The organism is Candidatus Ruthia endofausta (genome assembly GCF_013342985.1).
GTDB lineage: Bacteria > Pseudomonadota > Gammaproteobacteria > PS1 > Pseudothioglobaceae > Ruthia > Ruthia endofausta.
Window position 1 is genome coordinate 706,042 of record NZ_CP054490.1, and the last position, 22,841, is coordinate 728,882.

32 protein-coding genes, 3 tRNA genes and 3 pseudogenes are annotated in these 22,841 nt (G+C 37.6%); 2 read left to right on the forward strand and 36 right to left on the reverse strand.

The genetic code is table 11. The features are described 5' to 3' along the window. Window positions 1-3: 3 nt before the first annotated feature. The 33 genes and pseudogenes from rpmD to HUE58_RS04050 all read right to left on the reverse strand — a co-directional run bounded on the left by rpmD (window position 4) and on the right by HUE58_RS04050 (window position 19,213). Window positions 4-360, reverse strand: coding sequence for a 50S ribosomal protein L30 (rpmD, locus tag HUE58_RS03890; protein ID WP_174605722.1), 357 nt, complete (start codon window positions 358-360; stop codon window positions 4-6). Further along, window positions 360-878 carry a 30S ribosomal protein S5 gene (rpsE, locus tag HUE58_RS03895; RefSeq protein ID WP_174605723.1) on the reverse strand — a complete coding sequence of 173 codons (519 nt, stop codon included), beginning with the start codon at window positions 876-878 and terminating at the stop codon, window positions 360-362. The genes rpmD and rpsE overlap by 1 nt, the downstream gene beginning before the upstream one ends. A 43-nt stretch (window positions 879-921) precedes the next feature. Beyond that, window positions 922-1,269: a 50S ribosomal protein L18 gene (gene rplR, locus HUE58_RS03900; RefSeq protein WP_174605724.1), complete on the reverse strand. Its 348-nt coding sequence runs from the start codon at window positions 1,267-1,269 to the stop codon at window positions 922-924. Window positions 1,270-1,286: 17 nt separating this feature from the next. Beyond that, complete coding sequence (gene rplF, locus HUE58_RS03905; RefSeq protein WP_174605725.1) at window positions 1,287-1,832, reverse strand: 50S ribosomal protein L6; 546 nt, start codon at window positions 1,830-1,832, stop codon at window positions 1,287-1,289. 15 nt (window positions 1,833-1,847) lie between these two features. Then, the gene (gene rpsH / locus HUE58_RS03910; protein ID WP_174605726.1) at window positions 1,848-2,243 is read right to left on the reverse strand and encodes a 30S ribosomal protein S8; all 396 of its coding nucleotides are present in this window, start codon (window positions 2,241-2,243) and stop codon (window positions 1,848-1,850) included. A gap of 11 nt (window positions 2,244-2,254) precedes the next feature. After that, a complete protein-coding gene (gene rpsN / locus HUE58_RS03915) occupies window positions 2,255-2,560 on the reverse strand; it encodes a 30S ribosomal protein S14 (protein ID WP_174605727.1) in 306 nt (101 codons plus the stop codon). Window positions 2,561-2,565: 5 nt separating this feature from the next. Next, window positions 2,566-3,105: a 50S ribosomal protein L5 gene (rplE, locus tag HUE58_RS03920; RefSeq protein ID WP_174605728.1), complete on the reverse strand. Its 540-nt coding sequence runs from the start codon at window positions 3,103-3,105 to the stop codon at window positions 2,566-2,568. 22 nt (window positions 3,106-3,127) lie between these two features. Next, the gene (gene rplX / locus HUE58_RS03925; RefSeq protein ID WP_174605729.1) at window positions 3,128-3,439 is read right to left on the reverse strand and encodes a 50S ribosomal protein L24; all 312 of its coding nucleotides are present in this window, start codon (window positions 3,437-3,439) and stop codon (window positions 3,128-3,130) included. Further along, on the reverse strand, window positions 3,439-3,807 hold the full coding sequence (gene rplN, locus HUE58_RS03930; RefSeq protein ID WP_174605730.1) for a 50S ribosomal protein L14: 369 nt from the start codon (window positions 3,805-3,807) through the stop codon (window positions 3,439-3,441). The genes rplX and rplN overlap by 1 nt, the downstream gene beginning before the upstream one ends. 28 nt (window positions 3,808-3,835) lie before the next feature. Then, window positions 3,836-4,102, reverse strand: coding sequence for a 30S ribosomal protein S17 (rpsQ, locus tag HUE58_RS03935; protein ID WP_174605731.1), 267 nt, complete (start codon window positions 4,100-4,102; stop codon window positions 3,836-3,838). Next, the gene (gene rpmC / locus HUE58_RS03940) at window positions 4,099-4,287 is read right to left on the reverse strand and encodes a 50S ribosomal protein L29 (protein WP_174605732.1); all 189 of its coding nucleotides are present in this window, start codon (window positions 4,285-4,287) and stop codon (window positions 4,099-4,101) included. The genes rpsQ and rpmC overlap by 4 nt, the downstream gene beginning before the upstream one ends. Beyond that, window positions 4,287-4,697: a 50S ribosomal protein L16 gene (gene rplP, locus HUE58_RS03945; RefSeq protein ID WP_174605733.1), complete on the reverse strand. Its 411-nt coding sequence runs from the start codon at window positions 4,695-4,697 to the stop codon at window positions 4,287-4,289. The genes rpmC and rplP overlap by 1 nt, the downstream gene beginning before the upstream one ends. A gap of 16 nt (window positions 4,698-4,713) precedes the next feature. Continuing rightward, entirely contained in the window at window positions 4,714-5,406 is a 693-nt protein-coding gene (gene rpsC / locus HUE58_RS03950) for a 30S ribosomal protein S3 (RefSeq protein ID WP_174605734.1), read from the reverse strand. Between the two features lie 7 nt (window positions 5,407-5,413). Further along, the gene (gene rplV / locus HUE58_RS03955) at window positions 5,414-5,746 is read right to left on the reverse strand and encodes a 50S ribosomal protein L22 (protein ID WP_174605735.1); all 333 of its coding nucleotides are present in this window, start codon (window positions 5,744-5,746) and stop codon (window positions 5,414-5,416) included. A gap of 14 nt (window positions 5,747-5,760) precedes the next feature. Further along, window positions 5,761-6,030, reverse strand: a complete 270-nt coding sequence (gene rpsS / locus HUE58_RS03960; protein WP_174605736.1) for a 30S ribosomal protein S19 — start codon at window positions 6,028-6,030, stop codon at window positions 5,761-5,763. A gap of 9 nt (window positions 6,031-6,039) precedes the next feature. Then, the gene (gene rplB, locus HUE58_RS03965; RefSeq protein ID WP_174605737.1) at window positions 6,040-6,864 is read right to left on the reverse strand and encodes a 50S ribosomal protein L2; all 825 of its coding nucleotides are present in this window, start codon (window positions 6,862-6,864) and stop codon (window positions 6,040-6,042) included. A 10-nt stretch (window positions 6,865-6,874) separates the two neighbouring features. Beyond that, a complete protein-coding gene (rplW, locus tag HUE58_RS03970; RefSeq protein ID WP_174605738.1) occupies window positions 6,875-7,165 on the reverse strand; it encodes a 50S ribosomal protein L23 in 291 nt (96 codons plus the stop codon). Further along, on the reverse strand, window positions 7,162-7,776 hold the full coding sequence (gene rplD / locus HUE58_RS03975) for a 50S ribosomal protein L4 (RefSeq protein WP_174605739.1): 615 nt from the start codon (window positions 7,774-7,776) through the stop codon (window positions 7,162-7,164). Before rplD ends, rplW begins: the two co-directional genes overlap by 4 nt. A 1-nt stretch (window position 7,777) precedes the next feature. Continuing rightward, window positions 7,778-8,512 (reverse strand): 50S ribosomal protein L3, encoded by a 735-nt coding sequence (rplC, locus tag HUE58_RS03980; RefSeq protein WP_174605740.1) that lies wholly within the window; start codon window positions 8,510-8,512, stop codon window positions 7,778-7,780. 36 nt (window positions 8,513-8,548) lie between these two features. Next, window positions 8,549-8,860 carry a 30S ribosomal protein S10 gene (gene rpsJ / locus HUE58_RS03985; RefSeq protein WP_174605741.1) on the reverse strand — a complete coding sequence of 104 codons (312 nt, stop codon included), beginning with the start codon at window positions 8,858-8,860 and terminating at the stop codon, window positions 8,549-8,551. 90 nt (window positions 8,861-8,950) lie between these two features. After that, entirely contained in the window at window positions 8,951-10,141 is a 1,191-nt protein-coding gene (tuf, locus tag HUE58_RS03990; RefSeq protein WP_174605066.1) for an elongation factor Tu, read from the reverse strand. A 40-nt stretch (window positions 10,142-10,181) separates the two neighbouring features. Next, a tRNA-Thr gene (locus HUE58_RS03995) sits at window positions 10,182-10,259 on the reverse strand. Window positions 10,260-10,281: 22 nt separating this feature from the next. After that, window positions 10,282-10,355, reverse strand: a tRNA-Gly gene (locus HUE58_RS04000). A gap of 17 nt (window positions 10,356-10,372) precedes the next feature. Beyond that, window positions 10,373-10,457: transfer RNA gene (locus HUE58_RS04005), tRNA-Tyr, on the reverse strand. Between the two features lie 96 nt (window positions 10,458-10,553). Beyond that, window positions 10,554-11,774 carry a malic enzyme-like NAD(P)-binding protein gene (locus tag HUE58_RS04010; RefSeq protein ID WP_174605742.1) on the reverse strand — a complete coding sequence of 407 codons (1,221 nt, stop codon included), beginning with the start codon at window positions 11,772-11,774 and terminating at the stop codon, window positions 10,554-10,556. A gap of 151 nt (window positions 11,775-11,925) precedes the next feature. Next, entirely contained in the window at window positions 11,926-12,183 is a 258-nt protein-coding gene (locus HUE58_RS04015; protein ID WP_422851464.1) for a hypothetical protein, read from the reverse strand. A 53-nt stretch (window positions 12,184-12,236) separates the two neighbouring features. Next, a pseudogene (locus HUE58_RS07360) lies at window positions 12,237-13,227 on the reverse strand (fumarate reductase/succinate dehydrogenase flavoprotein subunit); the annotation flags it as partial. Between the two features lie 879 nt (window positions 13,228-14,106). Continuing rightward, window positions 14,107-16,921 (reverse strand): annotated as a pseudogene (gene gcvP / locus HUE58_RS04025) (aminomethyl-transferring glycine dehydrogenase). Between the two features lie 502 nt (window positions 16,922-17,423). Further along, a complete protein-coding gene (locus HUE58_RS04030; RefSeq protein WP_174605743.1) occupies window positions 17,424-17,633 on the reverse strand; it encodes an MvaI/BcnI family restriction endonuclease in 210 nt (69 codons plus the stop codon). Then, the gene (locus tag HUE58_RS04035) at window positions 17,626-18,009 is read right to left on the reverse strand and encodes a hypothetical protein (RefSeq protein ID WP_174605744.1); all 384 of its coding nucleotides are present in this window, start codon (window positions 18,007-18,009) and stop codon (window positions 17,626-17,628) included. The genes HUE58_RS04030 and HUE58_RS04035 overlap by 8 nt, the downstream gene beginning before the upstream one ends. A gap of 296 nt (window positions 18,010-18,305) precedes the next feature. Further along, on the reverse strand, window positions 18,306-18,410 hold the full coding sequence (locus HUE58_RS07365; RefSeq protein WP_422851465.1) for a hypothetical protein: 105 nt from the start codon (window positions 18,408-18,410) through the stop codon (window positions 18,306-18,308). Between the two features lie 192 nt (window positions 18,411-18,602). Next, a complete protein-coding gene (locus HUE58_RS04045; RefSeq protein WP_174605746.1) occupies window positions 18,603-18,770 on the reverse strand; it encodes a DNA cytosine methyltransferase in 168 nt (55 codons plus the stop codon). A gap of 104 nt (window positions 18,771-18,874) precedes the next feature. After that, window positions 18,875-19,213 (reverse strand): histidine triad nucleotide-binding protein, encoded by a 339-nt coding sequence (locus HUE58_RS04050; RefSeq protein WP_174605747.1) that lies wholly within the window; start codon window positions 19,211-19,213, stop codon window positions 18,875-18,877. A gap of 316 nt (window positions 19,214-19,529) precedes the next feature. Here HUE58_RS04050 and HUE58_RS07370 point away from each other — a divergent pair. Further along, window positions 19,530-19,827, forward strand: a pseudogene (locus HUE58_RS07370) (molybdopterin dinucleotide binding domain-containing protein); the annotation flags it as partial. 332 nt (window positions 19,828-20,159) lie between these two features. Here the strand turns inward: HUE58_RS07370 and HUE58_RS04055 are convergent. The 3 genes from HUE58_RS04055 to HUE58_RS04065 all read right to left on the reverse strand — a co-directional run bounded on the left by HUE58_RS04055 (window position 20,160) and on the right by HUE58_RS04065 (window position 22,027). Further along, window positions 20,160-21,290: an NAD(P)/FAD-dependent oxidoreductase gene (locus HUE58_RS04055; RefSeq protein ID WP_174605748.1), complete on the reverse strand. Its 1,131-nt coding sequence runs from the start codon at window positions 21,288-21,290 to the stop codon at window positions 20,160-20,162. Window positions 21,291-21,428: 138 nt separating this feature from the next. Then, window positions 21,429-21,596, reverse strand: a complete 168-nt coding sequence (locus HUE58_RS04060) for a hypothetical protein (RefSeq protein ID WP_174605749.1) — start codon at window positions 21,594-21,596, stop codon at window positions 21,429-21,431. A 2-nt stretch (window positions 21,597-21,598) separates the two neighbouring features. Next, window positions 21,599-22,027, reverse strand: a complete 429-nt coding sequence (locus tag HUE58_RS04065; RefSeq protein WP_174605750.1) for a hypothetical protein — start codon at window positions 22,025-22,027, stop codon at window positions 21,599-21,601. A gap of 32 nt (window positions 22,028-22,059) precedes the next feature. Between HUE58_RS04065 and HUE58_RS04070 the strand changes: the two genes are divergently transcribed. Beyond that, window positions 22,060-22,641, forward strand: coding sequence for a malonic semialdehyde reductase (locus HUE58_RS04070; protein WP_174605751.1), 582 nt, complete (start codon window positions 22,060-22,062; stop codon window positions 22,639-22,641). Window positions 22,642-22,841: the final 200 nt, after the last annotated feature.

Genomic DNA, 22,841 nt, shown 5'->3' on the forward strand with positions numbered 1-22,841 from the left:
TTCTTAATCCTCTACTTTTAGTAAGTAAGCTACTTTATTAATCATGCCTCTGATTTCAGGCGTATCTTTAAGCTCTTTTGTGTGGTTAATGCGCTTTAAGCTAAGCCCTGTAATGGTTGCACGGTGAGATGGCAAGCGACCATGAAAACTTTTAACCAGAGTAACACTCACTGTATTGTGCTTACTAGATGCTTGTGTGTTTTTAGTTGTTGTCGGTTTTTTAGCCGCTGCTATTCTTTTAGACACAACTTTAACTGGTGTTTTTTTTTCTGGTGTTTTTACTTGTTTAACGCGTGCTTTCTTAGCAGTCGGTTTTTTAGTTGCTGCTATTCTTTTAACTACTTTGCTTTCTTCAGCCATTATCTTTCTCCAGTAATTTGATCAGCAGTCTTACCACGCTTGGCAGCAACCAGTTGTGGAGATGACATAGAAGTCAAACCTTCAACTGTTGCACGCACCACACTAATTGGATTACGAGTACCGTTACATTTCGCCAAAATATTATGTACACCTACCGCTTCCAATACGCTACGCATTGGACCGCCAGCAATAACACCTGTACCTTCTGAAGCTGGTTGCATATAAACTTTAGCTGCACCAACACTTGAGGTAATTGGATAATGAAGTGTGCCATTTACCAGTGGTACAGACTTCATTGCCTTGCGTGCTTTATTCATTGCTTTTTGAATAGCAGCAGGCACTTCACGTGCTTTTCCTGTGCCATAGCCAACCTTACCATTACCATCACCAACAACAACCAGTGCTGAAAAACCAAAGATACGCCCACCTTTAACTACTTTTACAACACGACGGATATTAACCAATTTTTCAATATAATCATTATCATCGTTGTTGTTATTTTTCTTATATTCAGCCATTATTTATGCCTTTTTAATTTTTTAAATTAATCTTATTAATAACTTAGAAGTCTAGACCACCTTCTCTTGCTGCATCAGCCAATGCCTTGACACGACCATGATATTTAAATCCAGAACGATCAAAAGCCACCTTTGTTACTTTTACACTGGTAGCAGCTTTAGCAATTGCCTCACCAATCTTAGTTGCTGCATCTAGATTACCACCATTTTTAAGTTTAGCTGCCAATGTTGAAGCAGAAGCCAAAGTTTTAGTGCCACAAGGACTAATAATCTGAGCATAAATATGCTGTGCAGTTTTGTGAACGCACAAGCGTTCAACACTTCTTTGTACGTGCTTGGCCCTAAATTTGGCTGCTCTTCTTAAGCGAGCTTGTTTTTTAGAAAGTTTCATATTAATACCTTGGTCAATTATTTCTTCTTAGCTTCTTTGCGAACCACTTGTTCATCAGCATAACGAACACCCTTACCCTTGTAAGGTTCTGGTGGACGATAAGCTCTAATTTCAGCGGCCACTTGACCTACTTTTTGCTTGTCCATGCCTTTGATAACAATTTCAGTTTGAGAGGGTGTTTCAACTGTAATGTCTTCTGGGAGTTTGTAATTAATTGGGTGTGAAAAACCCAACGTCAAATCCAACACTTTCCCCATTATTTTGGCACGATAACCAACCCCAATTAGGGTTAACTTCTTTTCCCAGCCTTCTGTTACACCTTGAATAAGGTTTGCAGTATTGGTTCTTACTGTACCGGCTTGAGCCCAAGTTTTCTTTTGCTCTTTTTTTTCAGAAATAGTAATATCAAAACTAAGTTCATTATCAGTGTTTGTAACTACTACACAAGAATGGATATTCATACTCAACTGGCCCAATTTACCCTTGGCAGACATTAAATTACCAGTAATGGTAACTTCAACACCAGTTGGTATGGTAATGGGTGATTTTGCAACTCTAGACATTCTAACTCTCCAATATTAGTAAATGCCGCACAAAACTTCGCCACCAACATTTTGGGTGTGCGCTGCTTGTCCAGTCATCACACCCTTGGGCGTGGAAACAATAACAATACCTAAACCATTCATCACACTTGGCATTTGCGAACTGCCAACATAAACTCTTAAACTTGGCTTTGATATGCGCTGTAATTTTTCAATAACTGGCTTGTTGTTATAATATTTTAATTTGATGTTTAATGTTTTGCTAGCAGCAATACCATCAACACTAAAAGATTCAATATAGCCTTCTTGTTGCATTACACTTGCAATGGCAAATTTTAGATTTGATGCTGGAACATTAACTTCTTTTTTCTCAACCATTTGTGCATTGCGAATGCGCGTTAACATGTCAGCAATAGGATCAGACATACTCATATTATTTCTCCTTACCAGCTTGCTTTAGATAAACCTGACACTTCACCATTCATAGTGCGCTCTCTAAGTTTGGTTCTAGCAAGACCAAACTTACGGTAAAAACCATGTGGGCGACCTGTCAAAGCGCAACGACTACGCTGACGTGTTGGCGAAGCATCACGTGGCAGAGCTTGCAATTTAATGGTTGCTTGAAAACGCTCTTCATCAGATGCGTTAATACTCTTAATAATTTTCTTAAGCTCAAGGCGTTTTGCTTTGTATTTTTCAACCAGCTTTGTACGCTTGATGTCTCTATTTATCATAGACTTTTTAGCCATTTTTCCTATCCTCTAAATGGAAATTTAAACATTGCCAATAGTTTCTTAGCGTCTTCGTCACTTTTTGTAGTGGTGGTAATAGCAATATCCATCCCATGCACCCTTGTTACTTTTTCAAAATCAATTTCAGCAAATGTAATCTGTTCAGTAATGCCCATATTGTAATTACCACGACCATCAAACGCAGTGGCTTTTAAACCACGAAAATCACGAATACGAGGAATAGCAACATTGAGCAAACGATCAAGGAATTCATACATTCTTTCCTTGCGTAAAGTGACCTTACAGCCAATTGGGTTTCCTTCTCTTAGCTTAAAACTTGCCACTGATTTACGCGCATTACAAGTGAGTGGCTTCTGACCAGAAATAAGACTCATTTCTTCTAAAGCGCTTTGTAGTAGCTTTTTATCACCCAATGCACTACCCAATCCCATATTGATTGTAATCTTTTCAATCTTAGGTACTTGCATAGGATTAGACATACCTAACTCTTTTTGCAAAATTGGTAAAATTTCATTTTTGTATTGTTCCTGTAATCTAGACACGCTTATATTTCCTTATACTTAATCAAACGATTGCTTCATCATTTGATTTAAAAAATCTTTCTTTAATACCATCTTTATTAGTGCGGATGCCCACTCTATCAGCCTTTTTACTTGCTGGATTATAAATAGCAATATTAGAAATCGCCAAAGGCATTTCTATCTCTTTAATACCACCCGTAACACCTGCATTTGGGTTGGGTCTCACATGCTTCTTGGCAAGATTTAAACCTTCAAGCAGCACTTTGGCATTTAATACCTTGGTTACTGTGCCTGTAGAGCCTTTGTCTTTACCAGCAATAACAACAACCTCATCATTTAATTTAATCTTTTGCATTATAAAACCTCTGGTGCAAGTGAAACAATTTTCATAAATTGTGCATTGCGTAATTCGCGAGTGACTGGGCCAAAAATACGAGTACCGATTGGCTCAAGCTTTGTATTTAGAAGTACAATTGCATTATTATCAAAACGAATACGAGATCCATCGCTACGACGAACACCATGAGCAGTACGCACAACAACTGCGTCATACACATCGCCTTTTTTAACTTTGCCACGCGGTGCGGCTTCTTTAATACTAACCTTGATGACATCGCCGATATTAGCATAACGACGCTTAGAACCACCCAGCACTTTAATACACATTGCTTTAACGCCACCACTATTATCTGCGACCTTAAGTTTTGTTTGCATTTGAATCATGATTTACTCTCTTTTAATAAACTTAATATTAATCAACAGAAATTGATTTTTCAACCACTTCCAATAATGCCCAATGCTTAGTTTTTGAAAATGGTTTTGCTTCAACCACTCGAACTAAATCACCACGTGTGCATTCATTCTTTTCATCATGTGCATGCACCTTGGTACTGCGTTTGATGTATTTTTTATAAATAGGATGTCTCACTTTGCGTTCAATTAAAACAGCAATTGTCTTGTCACGATTGCTACTCACAACCGTGCCTGTTAATACGCGTTCTACTTTTTTATCACTCATGCTTGTTTCTGCCTAATAATAGTTTTAACTTGTGCAATGAATCTTTTAGTTTTGCCTAACTTTGAAGCATCATCCAATTGTGCGCTTTTATGTTGCATACGCAACTCAAAATGTTCCTTTAGAAGTTTAATTAGCGTTTCATTAAGTGTTGAAACGTCTTGATCTCTTAATTCTTTAACATTCATTACATTACCGTTCGTTTAATTACTGTCGTTTTAACTGGCAGCTTTGCTGCCGCTAACGCAAACGCCTCTCTAGCAATTGTCTCTTCAACGCCTTGCATTTCAAATAACATTTGACCAGGTTTAATTTGTGCAACCCAATACTCAACACTACCTTTACCTTTGCCCATTCTAACTTCTAGTGGTTTTTTAGTAATAGGCTTGTCTGGAAATACACGAATCCAAATTTTTCCTTGACGCTTAACATGGCGTGTCATTGCACGACGTGCAGATTCAATTTGTCTAGCAGTCATACGACATCTGCCTGTTGCCTGAAGTCCGATTTCACCAAAACTAACCTTATGACTCGTTGCAAGGCCACGATTATGGCCTTTCATCATTTTTCTAAATTTTGTTCTCTTAGGTTGTAACATTTATCAATCCTTCACTTTATTTTTTGGCAATTTGATTCGTTGCACCACGACGAGCAACCTCATCTAGTGTGCCTTTTTTGTGATCTAAAATCTCACCCTTGAAAATCCAAACCTTAATACCAATAACACCGTATTGTGTATTTGCACCATAAGAAGAGTAATCAACATCAGCTCTAAAAGTATGCAGGGGCACTCGACCTTCACGATACCACTCAGAACGCGCAATTTCTGCACCATTTAAACGGCCACTGACCATCACTTTAATACCTTGGGCACCCAAACGAGTTGCATTGCCTAGTACACGCTTAACAGCACGACGATACATCACACGTTTTTCTAATTGTTGGGCAATATTTTCAGCCACCAAACGCGCATCAAGCTCAGGTTTTTTAATTTCTTCAATGTTAATATGAACAGGAATACCCATCATTTCTGAAACAATTGACTTTAACTGCTCAATATCAGCACCTTTCTTGCCAATAACAATGCCTGGACGTGCCGTATGAATAGTAACTTTGGCATTATTTACCAAACGCTCAATCTGAATACGACTAACAGAAGCATTCGTTAATTTATCGAACAGATAATCTCTAACTCCAATATCAGATAATAAATACTTAGAATAATCTTGACTATTGGCATACCATTTAGAATCCCAATCTTTGACAATACCTAATCTAATACCTTTTGGATTTACTTTTTGACCCATATTAAACCTACTTGCTTACGCCAACTGTAATGTGGCTTGTTCTTTTTAAAATTCTATTCGCCTTACCTTTTGCTCTTGGGCGAATTCTTTTCATGGTTGAACCTTCGTCAATATAAATACTGGTAACGAATAATTCATCAATATCTAGTCCATCATTGTGCTCAGCATTGGAAATGGCCGAGTTCAACACTTTTTTGACTAAAATCGCTGCCTTTTTATTACTGAATGATAAAATATTTAAGGCTTCTTCTACTGATTTAAGACGAATCTGATCCACCACCAATCTTGCCTTAAAAGCGGATGTTTTTGCATATTTATGTATTGCTTTAACTTCTTTCATTGTCATCTACCTATTTAAGCTTTGCGATCACCAGAGTGGCCCTTGAAAGTTCTAGTAATAGCAAACTCGCCCAATTTATGACCAATCATATTTTCATTGATAGATACAGGAACATGCGCTCTGCCGTTATGAACTGCAATCGTAAGACCGATCATTTCAGGTACGACAACACTACGACGCGACCATGTTCTAATCGGTTTTCTGTCATTTTTTTCTTGAGCCACTAATACTTTTCTAATTAAGTGCTCGTCTACAAATGGTCCTTTTCTTAATGATCTAGCCATGATTAACCCTTATTTCCTATGACGCACGATAAGCTTATCTGTGCGTTTATTACTACGTGTTTTATAACCCTTGGTTGGTGTGCCCCAAGGAGAAACTGGGTGTCTACCACCACTAGTTTTACCTTCACCGCCCCCATGCGGGTGATCAACTGGATTCATAACAACACCACGAACAGTTGGACGAACACCTCGCCAACGAGTAGCACCCGCTTTACCTAATTTTCTTAGATTGTGTTCAGACCTAGAAACTTCTCCAATCGTTGCGCGACAATCTGCTAAAACCTTGCGCACCTCACCAGAGCGAAGTCTCAAAGTAACATAGTTACCTTCTTTAGCAATCAACTGAGCAGAAGTACCAGCACTACGGGCAATTTCTGCCCCCTTCATGGGTTTTAATTCAATACAATGAACCACACTACCTAATGGGATGTTGCTTAATGGCATTACATTACCCGCTTGAATGGCAACGGAATTACCTGACACAATCGTATCGCCAACGCTCAAACCACGAGGTGCAATAATATAACGACGCTCACCATCAGCATATAAAACCAAGGCAATGTTAGGACTACGATTTGGATCATACTCTAAACGCTCAACACGTGCAGTAATATCATCTTTGTTACGTTTAAAATCAATAATACGATAACGACGCTTATGCCCGCCACCCTTATGACGTATGGTAATACGTCCTGCGTTATTACGACCACTAATTCTATTTTTGCTCTGTGTTAATGGCGCATAAGGTGCACCCTTATGTAGCTCTTCATCTACAATACTAACAACAAATCTTCTACCTGGTGAGGTTGGTTTTCTTTTAATTACTTGTGCCATAATAATCTCTTTAAGTGCTGCTCACATCAATCATTTGGCCTTCAGACACTTTTACCATTGCCTTTTTCCAATTTGGACGCGATCCAACCCTGCCTTTAAACATTTTTTTCTTACCTTTGACAATTGAGGTTGTTACATTTTCAACATTAACGCCGAATAACATTTCAACTGCCGCTTTAATCTCTCTTTTAGTACTGTCAACACGAATCTTAAATACATATTGATTATGTGCTGATAACATGATCGTTTTCTCAGAAACGATTGGTGCTAATAAGGTTTTTAATACTTTCTCTTGATTCATAACATTGCCTCAATTTTTTTGAGTGCCGCCTCAGTTACCACAACATTGTCATAGCTAATCAAACTAACTGGGTCAATACTTTGTGTATCGCAAACACCAACATGATATAAATTACGAGAAGATAAATATAAATTTTTATCTAATTCATCAGTCATTAATAAAGCATCTTTAACATTAAGCGCTTTGAGCAATGCAGTGACATTTTTAGTTTTAATCTCTTTAATGTAAAACTCTGACACCACCTTTAAACGCTCAGATTGAGCAAGTTCAGAAAAAATAACACTGATTGCACCCTTGTACATTTTCTTATTAACCTTTTGCGCATAACTTCTTGGCGCAGCTGCAAATGTCACACCACCTGAACGCCAAATAGGACCACGAGTAGTACCAGCACGGGCACGACCTGTACCTTTTTGTGCCCAAGGCCGCTTGCCACCACCACTAACAGCGGAACGATTTTTTTGTGCTTTGGAGCCTTGACGACCACCAGACATATAGGCTGTAGTCACTTGGTGAACCAATGATTGGTTAAAATCTCTTGCAAAAACAGTATCAGCCACCTCAATCGTGCTTGACTTGTTTGTACTTATATTTAATACTTTTAATTTCATTTTAAACCCTTAACGCTTCTTCAGTTTGGGCAACTTCATCAGTTACTTGATTTTGAATATTTTTGCTAACTTCTTGATTAATCTTATCTTTCTTAGGTGATAAAGAAACTTTAACAAAGCCCTTGGTTGCACCAGGAATTGAGCCTTTAACAAGAATGATGCTTCTTTCACTGTCCACTTTAATAACCTTGAGACATTCTTGAGTTACTTGTTCATCACCCATATGTCCAGCCATTTTCTTGCCTTTAAATACACGACCTGGCTCTTGACATTGTCCTGTAGAACCAATAGCACGATGAGAAATTGAGTTACCATGAGTGGCGTCTTGCATTTGGAAATTATGGCGCTTTACACCACCTTGAAACCCTTTACCTTTAGATCTGCCAATAACATCAACATAATGACCAGCACCAAATAATGAAATATCAACACTTGTTGCATCGGTTATTTCATCAGCCTCTAGTCTAAATTCCCAAAGTCCCAAGCCAATTCCTTGAGAGGCTTTAGCATAATGACCTTTAATCGCAGCGGATACGCGACGCACTTTGGCTTCGCCTTTTTTATTTATTTTCGCCCCTGTCGTTACTTGAATAGCACTATAGCCATCTGTATCAATCGTTCTTGTTTGAACAATACGATTGGGCTCAATTTTAATTACACTCACTGGTGTGATAGAGCCGTCATCGCTTATCAAGCGTGTCATTCCTATTTTTTGTCCTACTAAACCCATTGCCATGATCTTATTCCTAAATTATTTATTTGCTTTTGTTGCTTAATTAAGCTTAATTGCAACATCAACGCCTGCTGCTAAATCTAACTTCATCAGCGCATCTACTGTTTTGTCTGTTGGGCTAATAATATCCATTAATCTGACGTAAGTTCTTAATTCGTATTGATCTCTTGCTTTCTTGTTAACATGAGGAGAAGTCAATACAGTGAAACGCTCTTTCTTGGTAGGTAGAGGAATTGGACCTCTAACACTGGCACCTGTGCGCTTAGCTGTTTCTACAATTTCAAGCGCTGATTTATCGATTAAACGATGATCAAATGCTTTTAATTTAATTCTAATATTTTGATTGCTCATGTGCCTTTATACCCTATCTATTTGCGTCGCAAATTTCTCAAACAAAAAACGCAAAATTATACAATAAACTTTGCGCTTTAATCAACTACTCTAATCCGTCACCTTAGAAACCACACCCGCACCCACCGTACGACCACCCTCTCTAATAGCAAATCTTAAACCATCTTCCATAGCGACTGGTGACAATAATTCTACTTGCATTTTCACGTTGTCACCTGGCATCACCATCTCTACACCATCAGGAAGCTGACAAGCACCTGTCACATCTGTTGTTCTAAAATAGAACTGTGGACGGTAGTTGTTAAAGAATGGGGTATGACGACCACCTTCATCTTTGGTTAAAATATAAACTTCGGCTTCAAACTTTGAATGTGGCTTGATTGAACCTGGCTTAGCCAATACTTGACCGCGCTCAACTTCTTCACGCTTGGTACCACGAAGTAACACACCGACATTGTCACCTGCCTCGCCTGAATCAAGTAACTTTCTAAATATTTCAACACCTGTACAAGTGGTGGTTTGAGTATCTTTAATGCCAACGATTTCTAACTCGTCACCGACATTAACAATGCCTGCTTCAATACGACCTGTTACCACAGTACCACGACCTGAAATTGAGAATACGTCCTCAATTGGCATGATGAAGGATTTATCTGTGTCACGCTTAGGGGTTGGAATGTAGGTGTCTAGTGCTTCTACTAATTTAATAATGGAAGGCACGCCAATATCTGAGGTGTCGCCTTCTAAAGCTTTCAGTGCTGAACCGAAGATAACCGGGGTGTCATCACCTGAGAAATCGTATTCGTCTAATAGCTCACGGATTTCCATTTCAACCAATTCAACCAATTCATCATCATCAACCATATCGGCTTTGTTCATGTAAACAACGATGTAAGGTACGCCTACTTGCTTAGATAATAGAATGTGTTCACGGGTTTGAGCCATTGGACCGTCTGTGGCAGCAATGACAATAATAGCACCGTCCATTTGAGCAGCACCTGTGATCATGTTCTTAACGTAGTCGGCGTGTCCTGGACAGTCAACGTGTGCGTAGTGACGAACTTCAGACTCATACTCTACATGGGCTGTTGAGATAGTAATACCGCGTTCTCTTTCTTCAGGGGCATTATCAATATCTGCATAATCTTTGAATTCACCGCCGCGCGCTTCCGCCATGACTTTAGTGATGGCGGCTGTGAGTGTGGTTTTGCCGTGGTCAACGTGACCGATTGTGCCGACGTTGACGTGTGGTTTGGTTCTTTTGAATTTTTCTTTTGACATTTTATTCCCCTACGTTTAACAATTAAATTTAAAAAAAAATTGGGGCTCACCAGCGGGTTTGAACCGCCGACCTCTTCCTTACCAAGGAAGTGCTCTACCAACTCTGAGCTAGGTGAGCACAACCCCCTCCCCTCCCATCTTGGAGCGGGTAACGAGAATCGAACTCGTCTCATTGGCTTGGAAGGCCAAGGTAATACCAATATACGATACCCGCAAACCTATTATGTTTTATGGTGGAGGGGGAAGGATTTGAACCTTCGAAGGCAGAGCCGACAGATTTACAGTCTGCTCCCTTTGACCACTCGGGAACCCCTCCAAAAAACAATCAGGCATTATCCCATAGCTATCTTTAGAGCGCAAGCGCTAATTTAACGTTTTTTATTGTTTTTTAAAAGTTTGTATTCTTGCTATATTACAAACGTGAAACGCCACTTGAAACAGCGGCATCAAATACCGCTTTTGGCACTATACCTATCAACCTTGGATCAAAAGGTTTGGGGATGATATAATCCTTACCAAACACCATGGACTTTGCAGCATAAGCTTTTAAAACACTGTCTGGTACTTCAAGTTTTGCCAAGTCCTTAAGCGCATGAACCGCTGCTATTTTCATTTTTGAATTGATTTCACTGGCTTTTGCATCTAGCGCACCTCTGAAAATAAAAGGAAAACCTAATACATTGTTAACTTGATTTGGATAATCACTTCGACCTGTTGCCATGATTAAATCATCACGTACTGAATTGACATCTTTGGGTGAAATTTCAGGGTCTGGATTTGACAAAGCGAACACAATAGGCTTATCTGCCATGGATTGAATCATCTGTTTTGATACCAAGTTAGCAGCAGCAACACCAATAAACACATCTGCGCCTTGCATGGCATCTACCAAGGTTTTTTTATCCGTTTTTGCGCTATATTGTGCTTTAATTTGACTAACATTTTCCATGTCTTGAGAAATAACACCTTCTCTATCAACCAATAGAATATTGTCCTTTGACAAACCTAATTCACACAATAAGTTTAAAGTAGCAACACCTGCCGAGCCAGCACCCAAACAAACCAACTTGGCAGTTTCAATATATTTGCCTTGGATTTCAAGCGAATTTAACAACCCTGCTGCGATAATAATGGCTGTTCCGTGCTGGTCATCGTGAAAAACAGGAATATCAAGCATCTCAATTAAACGTTTTTCAATTTCAAAACAACGAGGCGCTGAAATGTCCTCAAGATTAATGCCACCAAACGTTGGCGCAATATTTTTAACCGTTTGTACAAATTCATCAATATCTTGAGTATCAATCTCAATGTCAAAGACATCAATATCTGCAAAATATTTAAACAATACTGCCTTGCCTTCCATCACAGGTTTAGATGCTAGCGGCCCCACATTGCCAAGCCCTAAGACTGCCGAACCATCAGAAATAACAGCAACCAAATTACGTTTAATGGTAAAGTCATAAACTTTGTTTGCATCTTGCGCAATCTCACGAACAGGTGCGGCAACCCCAGGTGTATATGCCAAACTAAGGTCTTCACACGTTGCTAGTGGCTTGTGTGATGAAACAATGATTTTTCCTGGGCGCTCGCCTTGGTGATATTCTAGTGCTGATTGATGAAATTTTGAGCTCATTAGTAGTTTTTATGTAAAGTTAAAAGGTAATATTGTTATTATCCAAGAATCTTATTCATCCTTATAATATTTTGTAATGATACGTCTTTAGGAGAAGCACACGTACAATGCCTGTGATTTGAACAACTACCGAAGCCTTCAGGTTGCATTTTTAAAATGAGTCTTTTGCCCTGTTTTTGGACTCAATTTTACCTTGGGGTAATAATGCTAAATGGGTTATTTTTGCTGCCACAAACAGTGTTGCATTTTCATTTGGGCAAACCGCCACACAAGCACCACAAATACCTTCACGATAATCATAATCAAACAGAATACAATCTCCACCTTGTGTGATTAACCGTTCATTTAGCTGATCTAACATTTCTAAAGATGACGTATCACTATCAACATTGTCAACCTCATAAACCACAAATCCACCTTGAGTATTTACGTTCTTTTATCGCCAAATATGCAATACAAAAATCATTTATAGTTTCTAATACTGAGCTTAATAAATTCAAAATGTAAGTGCTCTTCATGAAGTTTAGCCCCCTTTTGTTGATCCCACGCCGCAACAAAACTATAATTTTTATCATCACGCTTTGCTTCATCTTCTGAGGATAAATACTCCACTCGAGCATGTACATCACAAGATTCTTCTCTATAAAGGGTATCTTTACACGTCAGATAAAGTCAGCCATTTCTCTCTACACGCTCTAAAGTTTGATTTAAATCTTGGTTAATACCCGTGACCTTAATGATTTTACAAAACTCTAATTGCAATGTTTCAATTTCATTAATTGCTCAATTCTAACTTTAGCGGCATTTAAAGCTTGTTGAAGTTTTTCATGATTAGGCTTAATTTTATCAAACTTCTTTCTAGCTAAATAATTAGCAATAGTTTGTGGCAAAATAAAATAACCATCTGCCAAACCTTGCATGAGCGCAGAAACGCCAAATCGATTAGCATCGTGGTCTGAAAAATTAGCCTCGCCAGAAACAAACAAGCCATCAAACGTGGTCATTAAATTATAATCCACTCATGGAATAATGCGGTGCTGGGTATATTTTCATCGGCGTTAAATAAGGGTTATCGTCTGTAATGCGTTGATACATTTCAAACAAATTACCATATTTTTTCTCAACCTGTGCCAAGCCTATTTTTTTAATAACATCACTAAAATCTAAATATACGCCGAAGCGCCTGCCATGAATCTTAACACCAACCACGACCTTCATCACAAATGTGTTCAACAGAACGTGAAGCTACATCACGTGGTACTAAGTTAGCAAAAGTAGGATACGGCCTTTCAAGAAAATAATCTCGATTTTCTTCTTTGATGTCTTTTGGATTTTTCTCGCAATCTTTGGCTTGTTTTAGCTCCCAAATACGTCCATCATTTCTAAGCGACTCACTCATTAAAGTCAGTTTTGATTGATTTTCAAGTATTGGTGGAATGCAGTTTGGATGGATTTAATTGGCTCATAAAACCACACTCATTGGAATAGAAATAAAACCAACCAGCAAAATTAATGCAAGCAAGACAAGCAGTAAATGGTAAGGTTTGCTTGAAATGTCTAACGTAATAGGATTAGATAACGCATGATGTAAGTGTACACTAAGCGTTATCACACCTAGTGTGTAAATTATTAGCATTATGGGCTGGGAAGTCGTTTTGTCTTTTAAGACTGATATCTGAGCTAATCTGAGCAAAGAAAGAACTGTCTCCTCCAAACTCGCCTTAATCGCCTTTTTCTCCTTGTAATCCTAAAGCACCATCTTGTCCAACTTCACCTGTATCTCCCTTGGCACCTTGCAAACCAGTTAATCCTTTGCTAGAGATGAATACTTGTTATCTAACAATTGGACTTTAACATAACGACCCATTACAACACTCGTGTCAATACTATTACTTGGGTTGGGATAAGTATGAAAATCTTGTTGATAAGTAACACTATTAAAGTCAGCATCGGTGGAACACTAACTTAGTAGTTACTGAATCTGTCTTTACAGCAGCTACTGCGATTGTAAACAATGATTTGGTTGTTTTGTAAGTCAACACGCTACCAAGCGCCTTGTTGTTTTTGGCTATAGGTGGTGCTTTTGTAGTTGTAATTACTACTAGTGTTGCCATCAACGGCTCTTGAGGAAACAACCACCCCAGCCTGTGGAAGACTGTGTGGTGGGTTTATTGAGGGCTAGGTTGGTAGTAGTTGCGTGAACAGTAGTGGTTAATAAGGTGAAAGTCTTGAAGCCAATCAGTGTCTAATTAAACCATCAATATTGGAAGGTAGTTTTGTTTGTGGTAGGGCGGCAATGAAATGAAAGTATCAAAATAAGGCGCAAAGCCATTTACTCAAAATCCTTAATGTCTGGACACGAGCAGAATAAATTTCGATCGCCATACACATTATCGATCCGTTTAACAGGTGGAAAGTATTTATTTTGTTTTAGTGAATCTACTGGGTATAACGCTTCTTCCCGTGAATAAGGGTATTGCCATTTTCCAGCCATTTCAATTGCTGAATGTGGGGCATTTTTAAGAAGATTGTTGTTCCTATCCCACTCGCCTTTAATTATTTTTTGAATCTCGGTATAAATACTAATCATTGCTTTAATAAAACGATTAATTTCACGCAGTGATTCACTTTCTGTGGGTTCAATCATGAGTGTGCCCTGCCACTGGAAATGACATAGTTGGCGAATGAAAACCATAGTCCATCAAACGCTTGGCAATGTCTTCCTCAGAGATACCACTTTGTTCTTTTAAAGGACGAATATCAATAATACACTCATGTGCGACCATATTGTGCTCACCTTGATACAGAATCAGAAAATAATTTTTCAATTCGTTAGCAATATAGTTAGCACTCACAATTGCAACTTCGGTGGACTTTTGCATACCGTATTTACCTAGTAGCTTAATATATGACCAAGAAATTGGCAAGATTGAAGCGCTACCATACATAGCTGCGGATACAGCGTTAGAATTTTTAATTAGTGGATTTCCTGGTAAAAACTCTTTCAAGTGCGCTTTAACGCCAATCGGTCCCATACCGGGACCACCGCCACCGTGCGGAATGGCAAACGTTTTATGTAAATTAATATGTGACACATCTGCACCAAATTCACCCATACGAGTAATACCGACCATGGCATTTAGATTTGCACCGTCTAAATATACTTGAGCGCCATGGGTGTGAATAATCTCGCATATTTGTTTAATTTTAACCTCAAATACGCCGTGGGTAGAAGGGTAAGTCACCATAATAGCTGATAATTTATCTGCGTATTTCTCAGCCTTTGTTGTTAAATCTTGAATATCAATATTACCAGATTCATCACATTTGACAATCACTACTTTCATGCCTGCCATGACTGCACTGGCAGGATTAGTACCGTGTGCTGATTGAGGGATTAGACAAATATTGCGCCCTTCTTCATCTCTAGACTGATGATACGACTTAATTGCTAAAAGACCTGAAAATTCACCTTGAGAGCCCGCATTGGGTTGCAGAGAAGCTGCATCGTAGCCTCTAACTTCTACTAATACCCGCTCTAAATCTTGAAACAATTGCTGATAGCCTTTGGTTTGATTTTCTGGTGCATACGGATGCAAATCAGAAAAACCAGGTAGTGTAATTGGATACATTTGCGTCGCAGCATTAAGCTTCATAATGCAAGAGCCTAGTGCAATCATTGAATGATTAAGCGCGATGTCTTTATTTTCCAAACGCTTCAAGTAGCGTAACATTTCAGTCTCACAGTGGTAGTTGCTAAACACAGGGTGAGTCAAATAATCTGAAGTACGTAAATTATTTTTAGTAATATTTAAAAGCAAATTTTCTGACTGATAATAAGCAGTTTTATCTCTTGATAGGATTGACACAAGGCATGATAATTCATTAATTGTTGTAGTTTCATCAAGTGCGATGCTTAATTGGTTATCATTAATTAAACGTAAATTAATGTTGTTTGATTGTGCTGTATTAAACAAACTAATAGCATTAGTCGTATTAATAGTGATTGTGTCAAAAAATTGTTCTGTAACTAATTCAAAGCCCGCACTAGTCAAGCTTTTAGCAAGATTATTGGCTTTAGCATGCACACTTAACGCAATTTTTTTCAAGCCTTTAGCACCATGATAAATGCCATAAGCGGCAGCAAGCACTGCTAATAAAACTTGGGCAGTGCAAATATTACTGGTGGCTTTATCTCGACGAATGTGTTGCTCACGAGTTTGTAATGACATGCGCATTGCTGGATTACCTAAAACATCTTGAGACATGCCAATAATCCGACCTGGTATCATGTGTTTAAATTCATCACGCGTACTTAAAAATGCGGCGTGTGGTCCACCAAAACCCATTGGCACACCAAAGCGTTGAGAGCTTCCCACTGCAATATCAGCCCCCATTTCTGCAGGGGTTTTAATCAATGTTAGTGCTAAAAGGTCACAAGTAACAATGCTTAACACATCATTACCTTTTGCCCTAGTAATATCAGCAGTTAAATCTCGAACTTCACCATTTGTGCCTGGATATTGCATCAAACAAGCAAAACAACCACTAAAATCATCATGTTGAATGTCTTTAATAATCAACTCAATGCCTAACGGCTTGGCACGAGTTTGCAAAATGGTGATGGTTTGTGGATGGATGTTAATATCAATCAAAAAACAATTGGATTTGTTTTTCCTATTAGCGCGCTTGGCCATCATCATCGCTTCAGCACAAGCAGTTGGCTCGTCTAATAATGACGCATTGGAAATATCCATGCCCGTTAAATCAATAATCATTTGCTGAAAATTAAGCAGCATTTCCAAACGACCTTGAGAAATCTCAGCCTGATAAGGTGTATAAGCTGTGTACCAACCCGGATTTTCTAAAATATTGCGTTGAATGAGGACTGGCATCAACGTGCCATAATAACCTTGACCAATAAAATTAGTTGCCAAAATGTTCTTAGCAGCAAGGCTTGAAGCTAAAGCCAAAGTGTCTCGTTCAGTCATACCTTCATCAAGTGCCATTCGATTGCCAAATAAAATATCTTTAGACACTATTTTTGACACCACTTCATCAACAGATAAGCAACCAATACTGCTTAGCATAGCCTCAATATCATCTGCACTCGGGCCAAGATGTCTGGCTAAAAATTCGTTACTCATGATGGGAGATAATTACAAAATATAAGATGCAGATTTTAGGCTTAAATGAAAAAAATACCATCTAAAAAGAATAGGGCTTTAATTAAGCATTTGTCCTTTTTTATAATGTTTCAAACTTATCTATAAATGGATTTGCAGAATGTACAACCTCAATATAATAAAAATTTATGGATAAGTTATCTTTATTATATCTTGCTTTAACCCAAAATGTTTTTTATACTTTCTAAGCAAAGCTCCCTTTAAATCCTTTAAATAATCAAGTTGTACCATGCTCAATATTTACATCTTCACAAGAGTAATCAGAAAACACTTGCCTTAAATATTCATTTGCATAATTAATATCAAGAAGCGACCCTAATGAATTTGGTTTTTAACCAGTAAGTCAGTATGTCTTAATGTCTGAAACCCATTATTATCAAAATACCCACGTTTGACAAGCAACTCTTTAGCAGATTTTATAGGGCTTAATTTCCAATTAGGTACTTTTGAAAATAATTGATCTTTACTCACGCTTCTTTTTATTCTCAGAAACTCGGGAGCTTTTTGATTCAATCCCTTTATAATTTGGTTCTTTATTAGAATTGGCCTTGATTCCCAATCCTGTTTCTAGTGTCATCCTCACATCTGTATCACCCACAATTACAGTAGGAATAAATCCTTTACTTGAAACTAAAATAAGTTTGTTAAGTAATTCTTCTGCTGTTTCACTCAATGACAAGCCTAACTTTGGAAGAAATTGAGAGAGTTTCACCTATTGATTTTAACTGAGGACAATTCATTATAAACAACTTTCTCTTTACTGCTATTAAAGCCAATAAATTATTAGGATTCGCCAATTTATTTAACCCACTAATCCATATTCTAGAGTCGCCACCCTTGCCTTTAGCTTCTGGTTTATAAAGAGATACTTTTCTTCCTTCAATGCCATTATTAGTAATAAATATAGCTGTGATATACCTTTTAACACCTGGTGTTTGTCCTTCAAACCCATGTATTCCATTTCTTGAAAGAAATACCCTTAAAGAGGTATGTGATCCAAAATATATTTCCCAAACCAGTGCTAGTTGGAACCAAGAAACCCACATCATATCCTCTATTGTTTACTGCCTTGTTTATAAAAAGTTCTTGATTTATTTGCTCAACATATGCATTTTTTGCCACCATTTAGTCTAAGATCATCAATAGCATCACAAACCCTTCTCCATTGAGTTCTCTGATACTTAAACAATGGCGACAAAAACGAATTAGAAAATATATTTTTAGAGCTTTTAATTTCATAACACTCTAAATCGCCATACTTAACGCTATCCCTACCTTTAATACTTTTACAAAAGCTTTCTGAGTTGAAAAAAATATCTAAACTAATATCATCCTTTGTATTATTTTAGATATTTTTAAATTCACACTTTTTTATTGCAATCATAATAAAACGTGGTCGGTTCTGAGCAACACCTGAATATTTAGCATTAACATGAACACACACTGGCATATAACCTATACTTGAAAATGCTTTTACCACTTCAAACCACGTATAATATTTTTTATATTTGCATTGTCCAAAGTTAAATCGTTAAACCCTTTACCCAAATCTAGCACCTCCTTAAGGTTTCTCTCAATCTGCTATCCATTTGTGAAACATCAAATTTACTATTCAGCCAATAAGTGTGTTTTGGTCGACTTCCTAAAAAAGGAAGCTCGTCAAGATTTTCATTAAAAAAATTATATACATATATACATAGGTCTTACTAGCTATTGACGACAATTCATTTACGAACAGCAGCTTAAATTCTGCAGATTCTAGACCCAAAGAAAGTCCACCACAACCTGCGAATAACTCAATATAATCCATTAATAAATTTATCTATTATCTGATGTTCATCATGAAGATATATAACAGTAATTTTTTGGCGAGTATTTTTTTAACACAGAAGAAAGAAAATACAAAACTAAAAATTAGCCTGGTGGCCAAGTCAATGCTCGCCCACCTAGGCAATGAAGATGAATATGGTAAACCGTTTGCCCACCTTGTTCATTACAATTCATTACCACGCGATAACCCTCATCAGCAAAGCCCAAATCTTGAGCAATATTGCTTACTGTTAGTGTTAGTTTGCCTAATAACTTCGCATCATCAATATCATTTAAAGTTTTAATGTGTGCTTTTGGAATGACTAAAAAATGATGGGGTGCTTGTGGATTAATATCATGAAAAGCAAGAACATCTTCATCTTCATAGATTTTATTGACTGGAGTGTCACCATTAACCATTTTACAAAATAAACAATCAGTCATAAATTACACCATAAAAAGTAAAGATAAATTTTATTTTATCCTTATCTAATAAATGCACAAACCGCTTTTCTTACTAATCTATATTAATAAATATTAATATAGATTAGTAAGAAAAGAAGGTGAGCAACGTGGCGAGTCACAATTTAGAGCATACAAGAATTTTTTGATCCCTTACCTTTATACTACGGCCCGATTGAATTTCAACATACAGACATTAATAAATTTTCTTTAAATACAACCACCCAACGCCCCATGACAATGTATTACTCGCATTTAATTATGCACAAAAGCCGTTGGTAAGGCAGGTAGTTTTAATGATGGTGATTGGGTTGTGGATAGAATCTCCACACGGAAAAGTTCGCTGCATGTGTCGCTTTAGTGAAGCTGTAGAGCCAAGAAGTGTATGGATTTGAAATGCAATTGGCAGGTCAAAAGGTGCTTGGAATTTATCAAACAAAGCCAATGAATCCAATCAAGGTTTTTTAATGAATCACCTAATTGCTGAAGATTTATCCTTTAGTAACAAAGAGCAAAATGGCAGACTCATTTCTAATTCTGATCCAGTAACAGGTCAAGCTGGCTGGTTTGAAGTGCGTGTTAAAGTTTATAAAGCATAAATGCAAAACTCAAACCGAAATCAACCCTACAAAGTGTCATTAGTGTGCGTCATGATAAAATCAAGTGTCAATGAGTGCCTATGGGTGGCTCGTATAATACACGCGAATATCCTCACAGTAAAAGTGCTATTTTCCTAAAAAGCATCAAATGGATTTTTATACTGATGGTTTTTGTTGTGCCATTATCCCTACTAAGTAGTACAATGATCAACGCCCACTATAAACTACTCTTCATTTGCACAATCAGTCAATACATTGATCTTATCGCCGAATTCTGGTTCTTTTTTTGCACAAGCAAATCATCCGAAAAACATCTATTATCAAACAGTTTAATTTCTATATTGACGCAAATACCACCAAGCAAAAACCTGCTTGGCATAATGCATCAAACGACAATTTGGTAGCATTAATCCACCTTTGAGTGTGCGTGATATATACATACCTTTATTATTTGAATCAACAATACACATCAATTCAATCTTAAAGGTATGACTAGCAGGCTTGTCATCCAACACGTCCAATACATTTTTTGCAGCAGCGACAGCTTGTAAATCTGCCATATGTGCTTGCTTTGGTATCCACTCTGGTCCTGGAAAAGAACCTGAATCACCTGCCACAAACACCCTTTCAGCACCTTGAACTTGGCAAAACTTATCTGCTTTAAGTAAGCCACCTTCACTACGCTCAAGATCGGTGTTGTCAAACCACTGATTGCCTGTCATTCCTGGCATAAACAAAATCAAATCTGCGGCAAACTCACCGCCTTCAGTAATGACCTTGTCAGCCTCAAAAGCCTTCATCTTATATCCAAGATGCGTCTTGATGTTGCGCTTTTTCATCTCACTTAATAAACCCTTAACTGCCTTTTCACCTAAGCGAGCACCTGGCTTTTTTGCAGGAGTAAAAAAGGTTAGATTAAACTTATCACGCCGCCCTTCTTGTCGTAATTGCGTATCCAAACCAAATAAAAATTCAAACATCGGACCGCCACGCATAGCACTTGGTTCCTTAGGGTTGCTCGTAAAACCAATGGCAATATTACCGCTATTCATAGCCTGAATTCTATCACGTATCTGTTCAACAGCACTCAGCCCCTCATACGGCATAATGGCGTGCTCAATGCCAGACAACTTCTTAAGAAACTGTCCACCTGAGGCGATAATAAGGGCATCATTTTCATACTCACCTGTTAGGGTAAATACGGTTCTAGCATGGTTCGCTAAACCTGTGACTTCACTAGCAATATAGCGAATATTCATACGCTTAAAAAAACGATCAAGTGGCACAACAATGTCTTTTTTACTAACTATGCCTGATGGTACCCAAATCAAACTTGGCATATAAACCAGCTCTGCCCTGGGCGATATTAAGGTAATTTGTGCGTGTCTATCACTTTTTCTAAGGGTTCTAACAGCCGTTAATCCTGCAAAGCCTGATCCAATAATGGTAATTTTTTTCATCCTTAAAAAATCTCCAATATTTGAGTTGTGCTTGTTTCCATATTAGCAATACGACAAAAATGTGCCATCATCTGTGGCCATTGTTCTCTCGCTTCAAGTAATTTGATGAAATTTGCATGATACACCTTACTTTGCCATTTAACCAAACAAATACACACGCCCATCTTCATCAACCCCAGAATCACGTGAAATAAACCCATCAGCCTTGGCAATATCCTCATCAATTTTTTTTGATAAAGTCTTCCAGTCATTGACTAAATCTTGATTGTTTAACTCAAATGACATAATCACAAAATGTTCACTCATTTTTATTCTCCTAATTTGTTATGACAAAAATGTTCATCATCTGGTTTTTCTACGCTTTTTGCAATATTATCAACAAACGCCTGCAGCTCATCAAACTCTAATACGGTTAATATACGCGCTACAATATCTGGTGCAACCCTAAGTGTGCATAATCTATCATCTTTTAGTTTAACTTCCATGCCTGCCGCACTCATGGCTAAGCCTTCATCATTTTGTTCTAATAATTTTTCTAGCTCGCTCTGTAATTTATCGTATAAATTTTGCAATTCCTCCAATAGGTTCTCACTGGTTTCATCAGAAATTGAAACAATTGCACCCTGCACAGAGCCAAACGCACTGTCTTGTTCGCATTTAAATTTTATATCCACCTTTGTTAAATGGTCTTTAAATTTGTTTGATAGTTTGGCATCAAAAAATATATAATCTAGCATATTATTATTTATGAACAGTTGAGGGTATTTTAATGCTTGATAAGGACACACTAGATACTTTATTTTGTCATGCAAGAAGTCACAATGGCTGGTTGAAGCAAGATGTATCTGAGACGCAAATCCATCAAATTTATGAGCTGATGAAATTTGCCCCCACTGCAGCTAACAATTGCCCTGCACGCATTACTTTTATTAAATCAGATGATGCTAAACAACGTTTAAAACCACATCTTGATGAAGGTAATATTGACAAAAGTATGAACGCACCAGCTGTTGCTATTATTAGCTATGACACGGAATTTTACGAAAAATTGCCGTTTTTATTTACTCATACTGATGCCAAAAGTTGGTACCAAGGTAAACCTGAAAAAATAAAATCAGCAGGAGAAATGAACGCCACTTTACAAGGTGCTTATTTCATCATGGCAACCCGTGCTGTCGGGCTAGATTGTGGACCAATGAGTGGATTTAACAACGAAACTCTAGATAATGGGTTTTTCCCAAATGGTAAAACCAAATCTATTTTCTTATGTGGCATTGGCTATGGCGATCATAGTAAAATTTTTCCAAGATTGCCGCGTTTAAGTTTTGATAAGGCTTGCAAAATTATTTAGGCACCTTTATTTTATGCAAAAACAATTTATATTACTTCCAAGAGAAGGTCGGTAAATTTTTAGAAGTAATGATTATGCCTTCAACCTCAGATGATATGTCAGTTATTTCAGCAGTACTACAATTATAGCTTCCAAAAATAATAAATCACCACCACAGGTCTTTGTTGTATTACACCTTCCATGTCCATAATCAATGATTG

Coding starts and splice junctions, on each gene's coding strand:
- rpmD (WP_174605722.1), bottom strand. CDS start 360: ATGGCTGAAGAAAGCAAAGTAGTTAAAAGAATAGCAGCAACTAAAAAA.
- rpsE (WP_174605723.1), bottom strand. CDS start 878: ATGGCTGAATATAAGAAAAATAACAACAACGATGATAATGATTATATT.
- rplR (WP_174605724.1), bottom strand. CDS start 1,269: ATGAAACTTTCTAAAAAACAAGCTCGCTTAAGAAGAGCAGCCAAATTT.
- rplF (WP_174605725.1), bottom strand. CDS start 1,832: ATGTCTAGAGTTGCAAAATCACCCATTACCATACCAACTGGTGTTGAA.
- rpsH (WP_174605726.1), bottom strand. CDS start 2,243: ATGAGTATGTCTGATCCTATTGCTGACATGTTAACGCGCATTCGCAAT.
- rpsN (WP_174605727.1), bottom strand. CDS start 2,560: ATGGCTAAAAAGTCTATGATAAATAGAGACATCAAGCGTACAAAGCTG.
- rplX (WP_174605729.1), bottom strand. CDS start 3,439: ATGCAAAAGATTAAATTAAATGATGAGGTTGTTGTTATTGCTGGTAAA.
- rplN (WP_174605730.1), bottom strand. CDS start 3,807: ATGATTCAAATGCAAACAAAACTTAAGGTCGCAGATAATAGTGGTGGC.
- rpsQ (WP_174605731.1), bottom strand. CDS start 4,102: ATGAGTGATAAAAAAGTAGAACGCGTATTAACAGGCACGGTTGTGAGT.
- rpmC (WP_174605732.1), bottom strand. CDS start 4,287: ATGAATGTTAAAGAATTAAGAGATCAAGACGTTTCAACACTTAATGAA.
- rplP (WP_174605733.1), bottom strand. CDS start 4,697: ATGTTACAACCTAAGAGAACAAAATTTAGAAAAATGATGAAAGGCCAT.
- rpsC (WP_174605734.1), bottom strand. CDS start 5,406: ATGGGTCAAAAAGTAAATCCAAAAGGTATTAGATTAGGTATTGTCAAA.
- rplV (WP_174605735.1), bottom strand. CDS start 5,746: ATGAAAGAAGTTAAAGCAATACATAAATATGCAAAAACATCCGCTTTT.
- rpsS (WP_174605736.1), bottom strand. CDS start 6,030: ATGGCTAGATCATTAAGAAAAGGACCATTTGTAGACGAGCACTTAATT.
- rplB (WP_174605737.1), bottom strand. CDS start 6,864: ATGGCACAAGTAATTAAAAGAAAACCAACCTCACCAGGTAGAAGATTT.
- rplW (WP_174605738.1), bottom strand. CDS start 7,165: ATGAATCAAGAGAAAGTATTAAAAACCTTATTAGCACCAATCGTTTCT.
- rplD (WP_174605739.1), bottom strand. CDS start 7,776: ATGAAATTAAAAGTATTAAATATAAGTACAAACAAGTCAAGCACGATT.
- rplC (WP_174605740.1), bottom strand. CDS start 8,512: ATGGCAATGGGTTTAGTAGGACAAAAAATAGGAATGACACGCTTGATA.
- rpsJ (WP_174605741.1), bottom strand. CDS start 8,860: ATGAGCAATCAAAATATTAGAATTAAATTAAAAGCATTTGATCATCGT.
- tuf (WP_174605066.1), bottom strand. CDS start 10,141: ATGTCAAAAGAAAAATTCAAAAGAACCAAACCACACGTCAACGTCGGC.
- HUE58_RS04010 (WP_174605742.1), bottom strand. CDS start 11,774: ATGAGCTCAAAATTTCATCAATCAGCACTAGAATATCACCAAGGCGAG.
- HUE58_RS04035 (WP_174605744.1), bottom strand. CDS start 18,009: ATGATGTGGGTTTCTTGGTTCCAACTAGCACTGGTTTGGGAAATATAT.
- HUE58_RS07365 (WP_422851465.1), bottom strand. CDS start 18,410: ATGCCAGTGTGTGTTCATGTTAATGCTAAATATTCAGGTGTTGCTCAG.
- HUE58_RS04045 (WP_174605746.1), bottom strand. CDS start 18,770: ATGGATTATATTGAGTTATTCGCAGGTTGTGGTGGACTTTCTTTGGGT.
- HUE58_RS04050 (WP_174605747.1), bottom strand. CDS start 19,213: ATGACTGATTGTTTATTTTGTAAAATGGTTAATGGTGACACTCCAGTC.
- HUE58_RS04055 (WP_174605748.1), bottom strand. CDS start 21,290: ATGAAAAAAATTACCATTATTGGATCAGGCTTTGCAGGATTAACGGCT.
- HUE58_RS04060 (WP_174605749.1), bottom strand. CDS start 21,596: ATGAGTGAACATTTTGTGATTATGTCATTTGAGTTAAACAATCAAGAT.
- HUE58_RS04065 (WP_174605750.1), bottom strand. CDS start 22,027: ATGCTAGATTATATATTTTTTGATGCCAAACTATCAAACAAATTTAAA.
- HUE58_RS04070 (WP_174605751.1), top strand. CDS start 22,060: ATGCTTGATAAGGACACACTAGATACTTTATTTTGTCATGCAAGAAGT.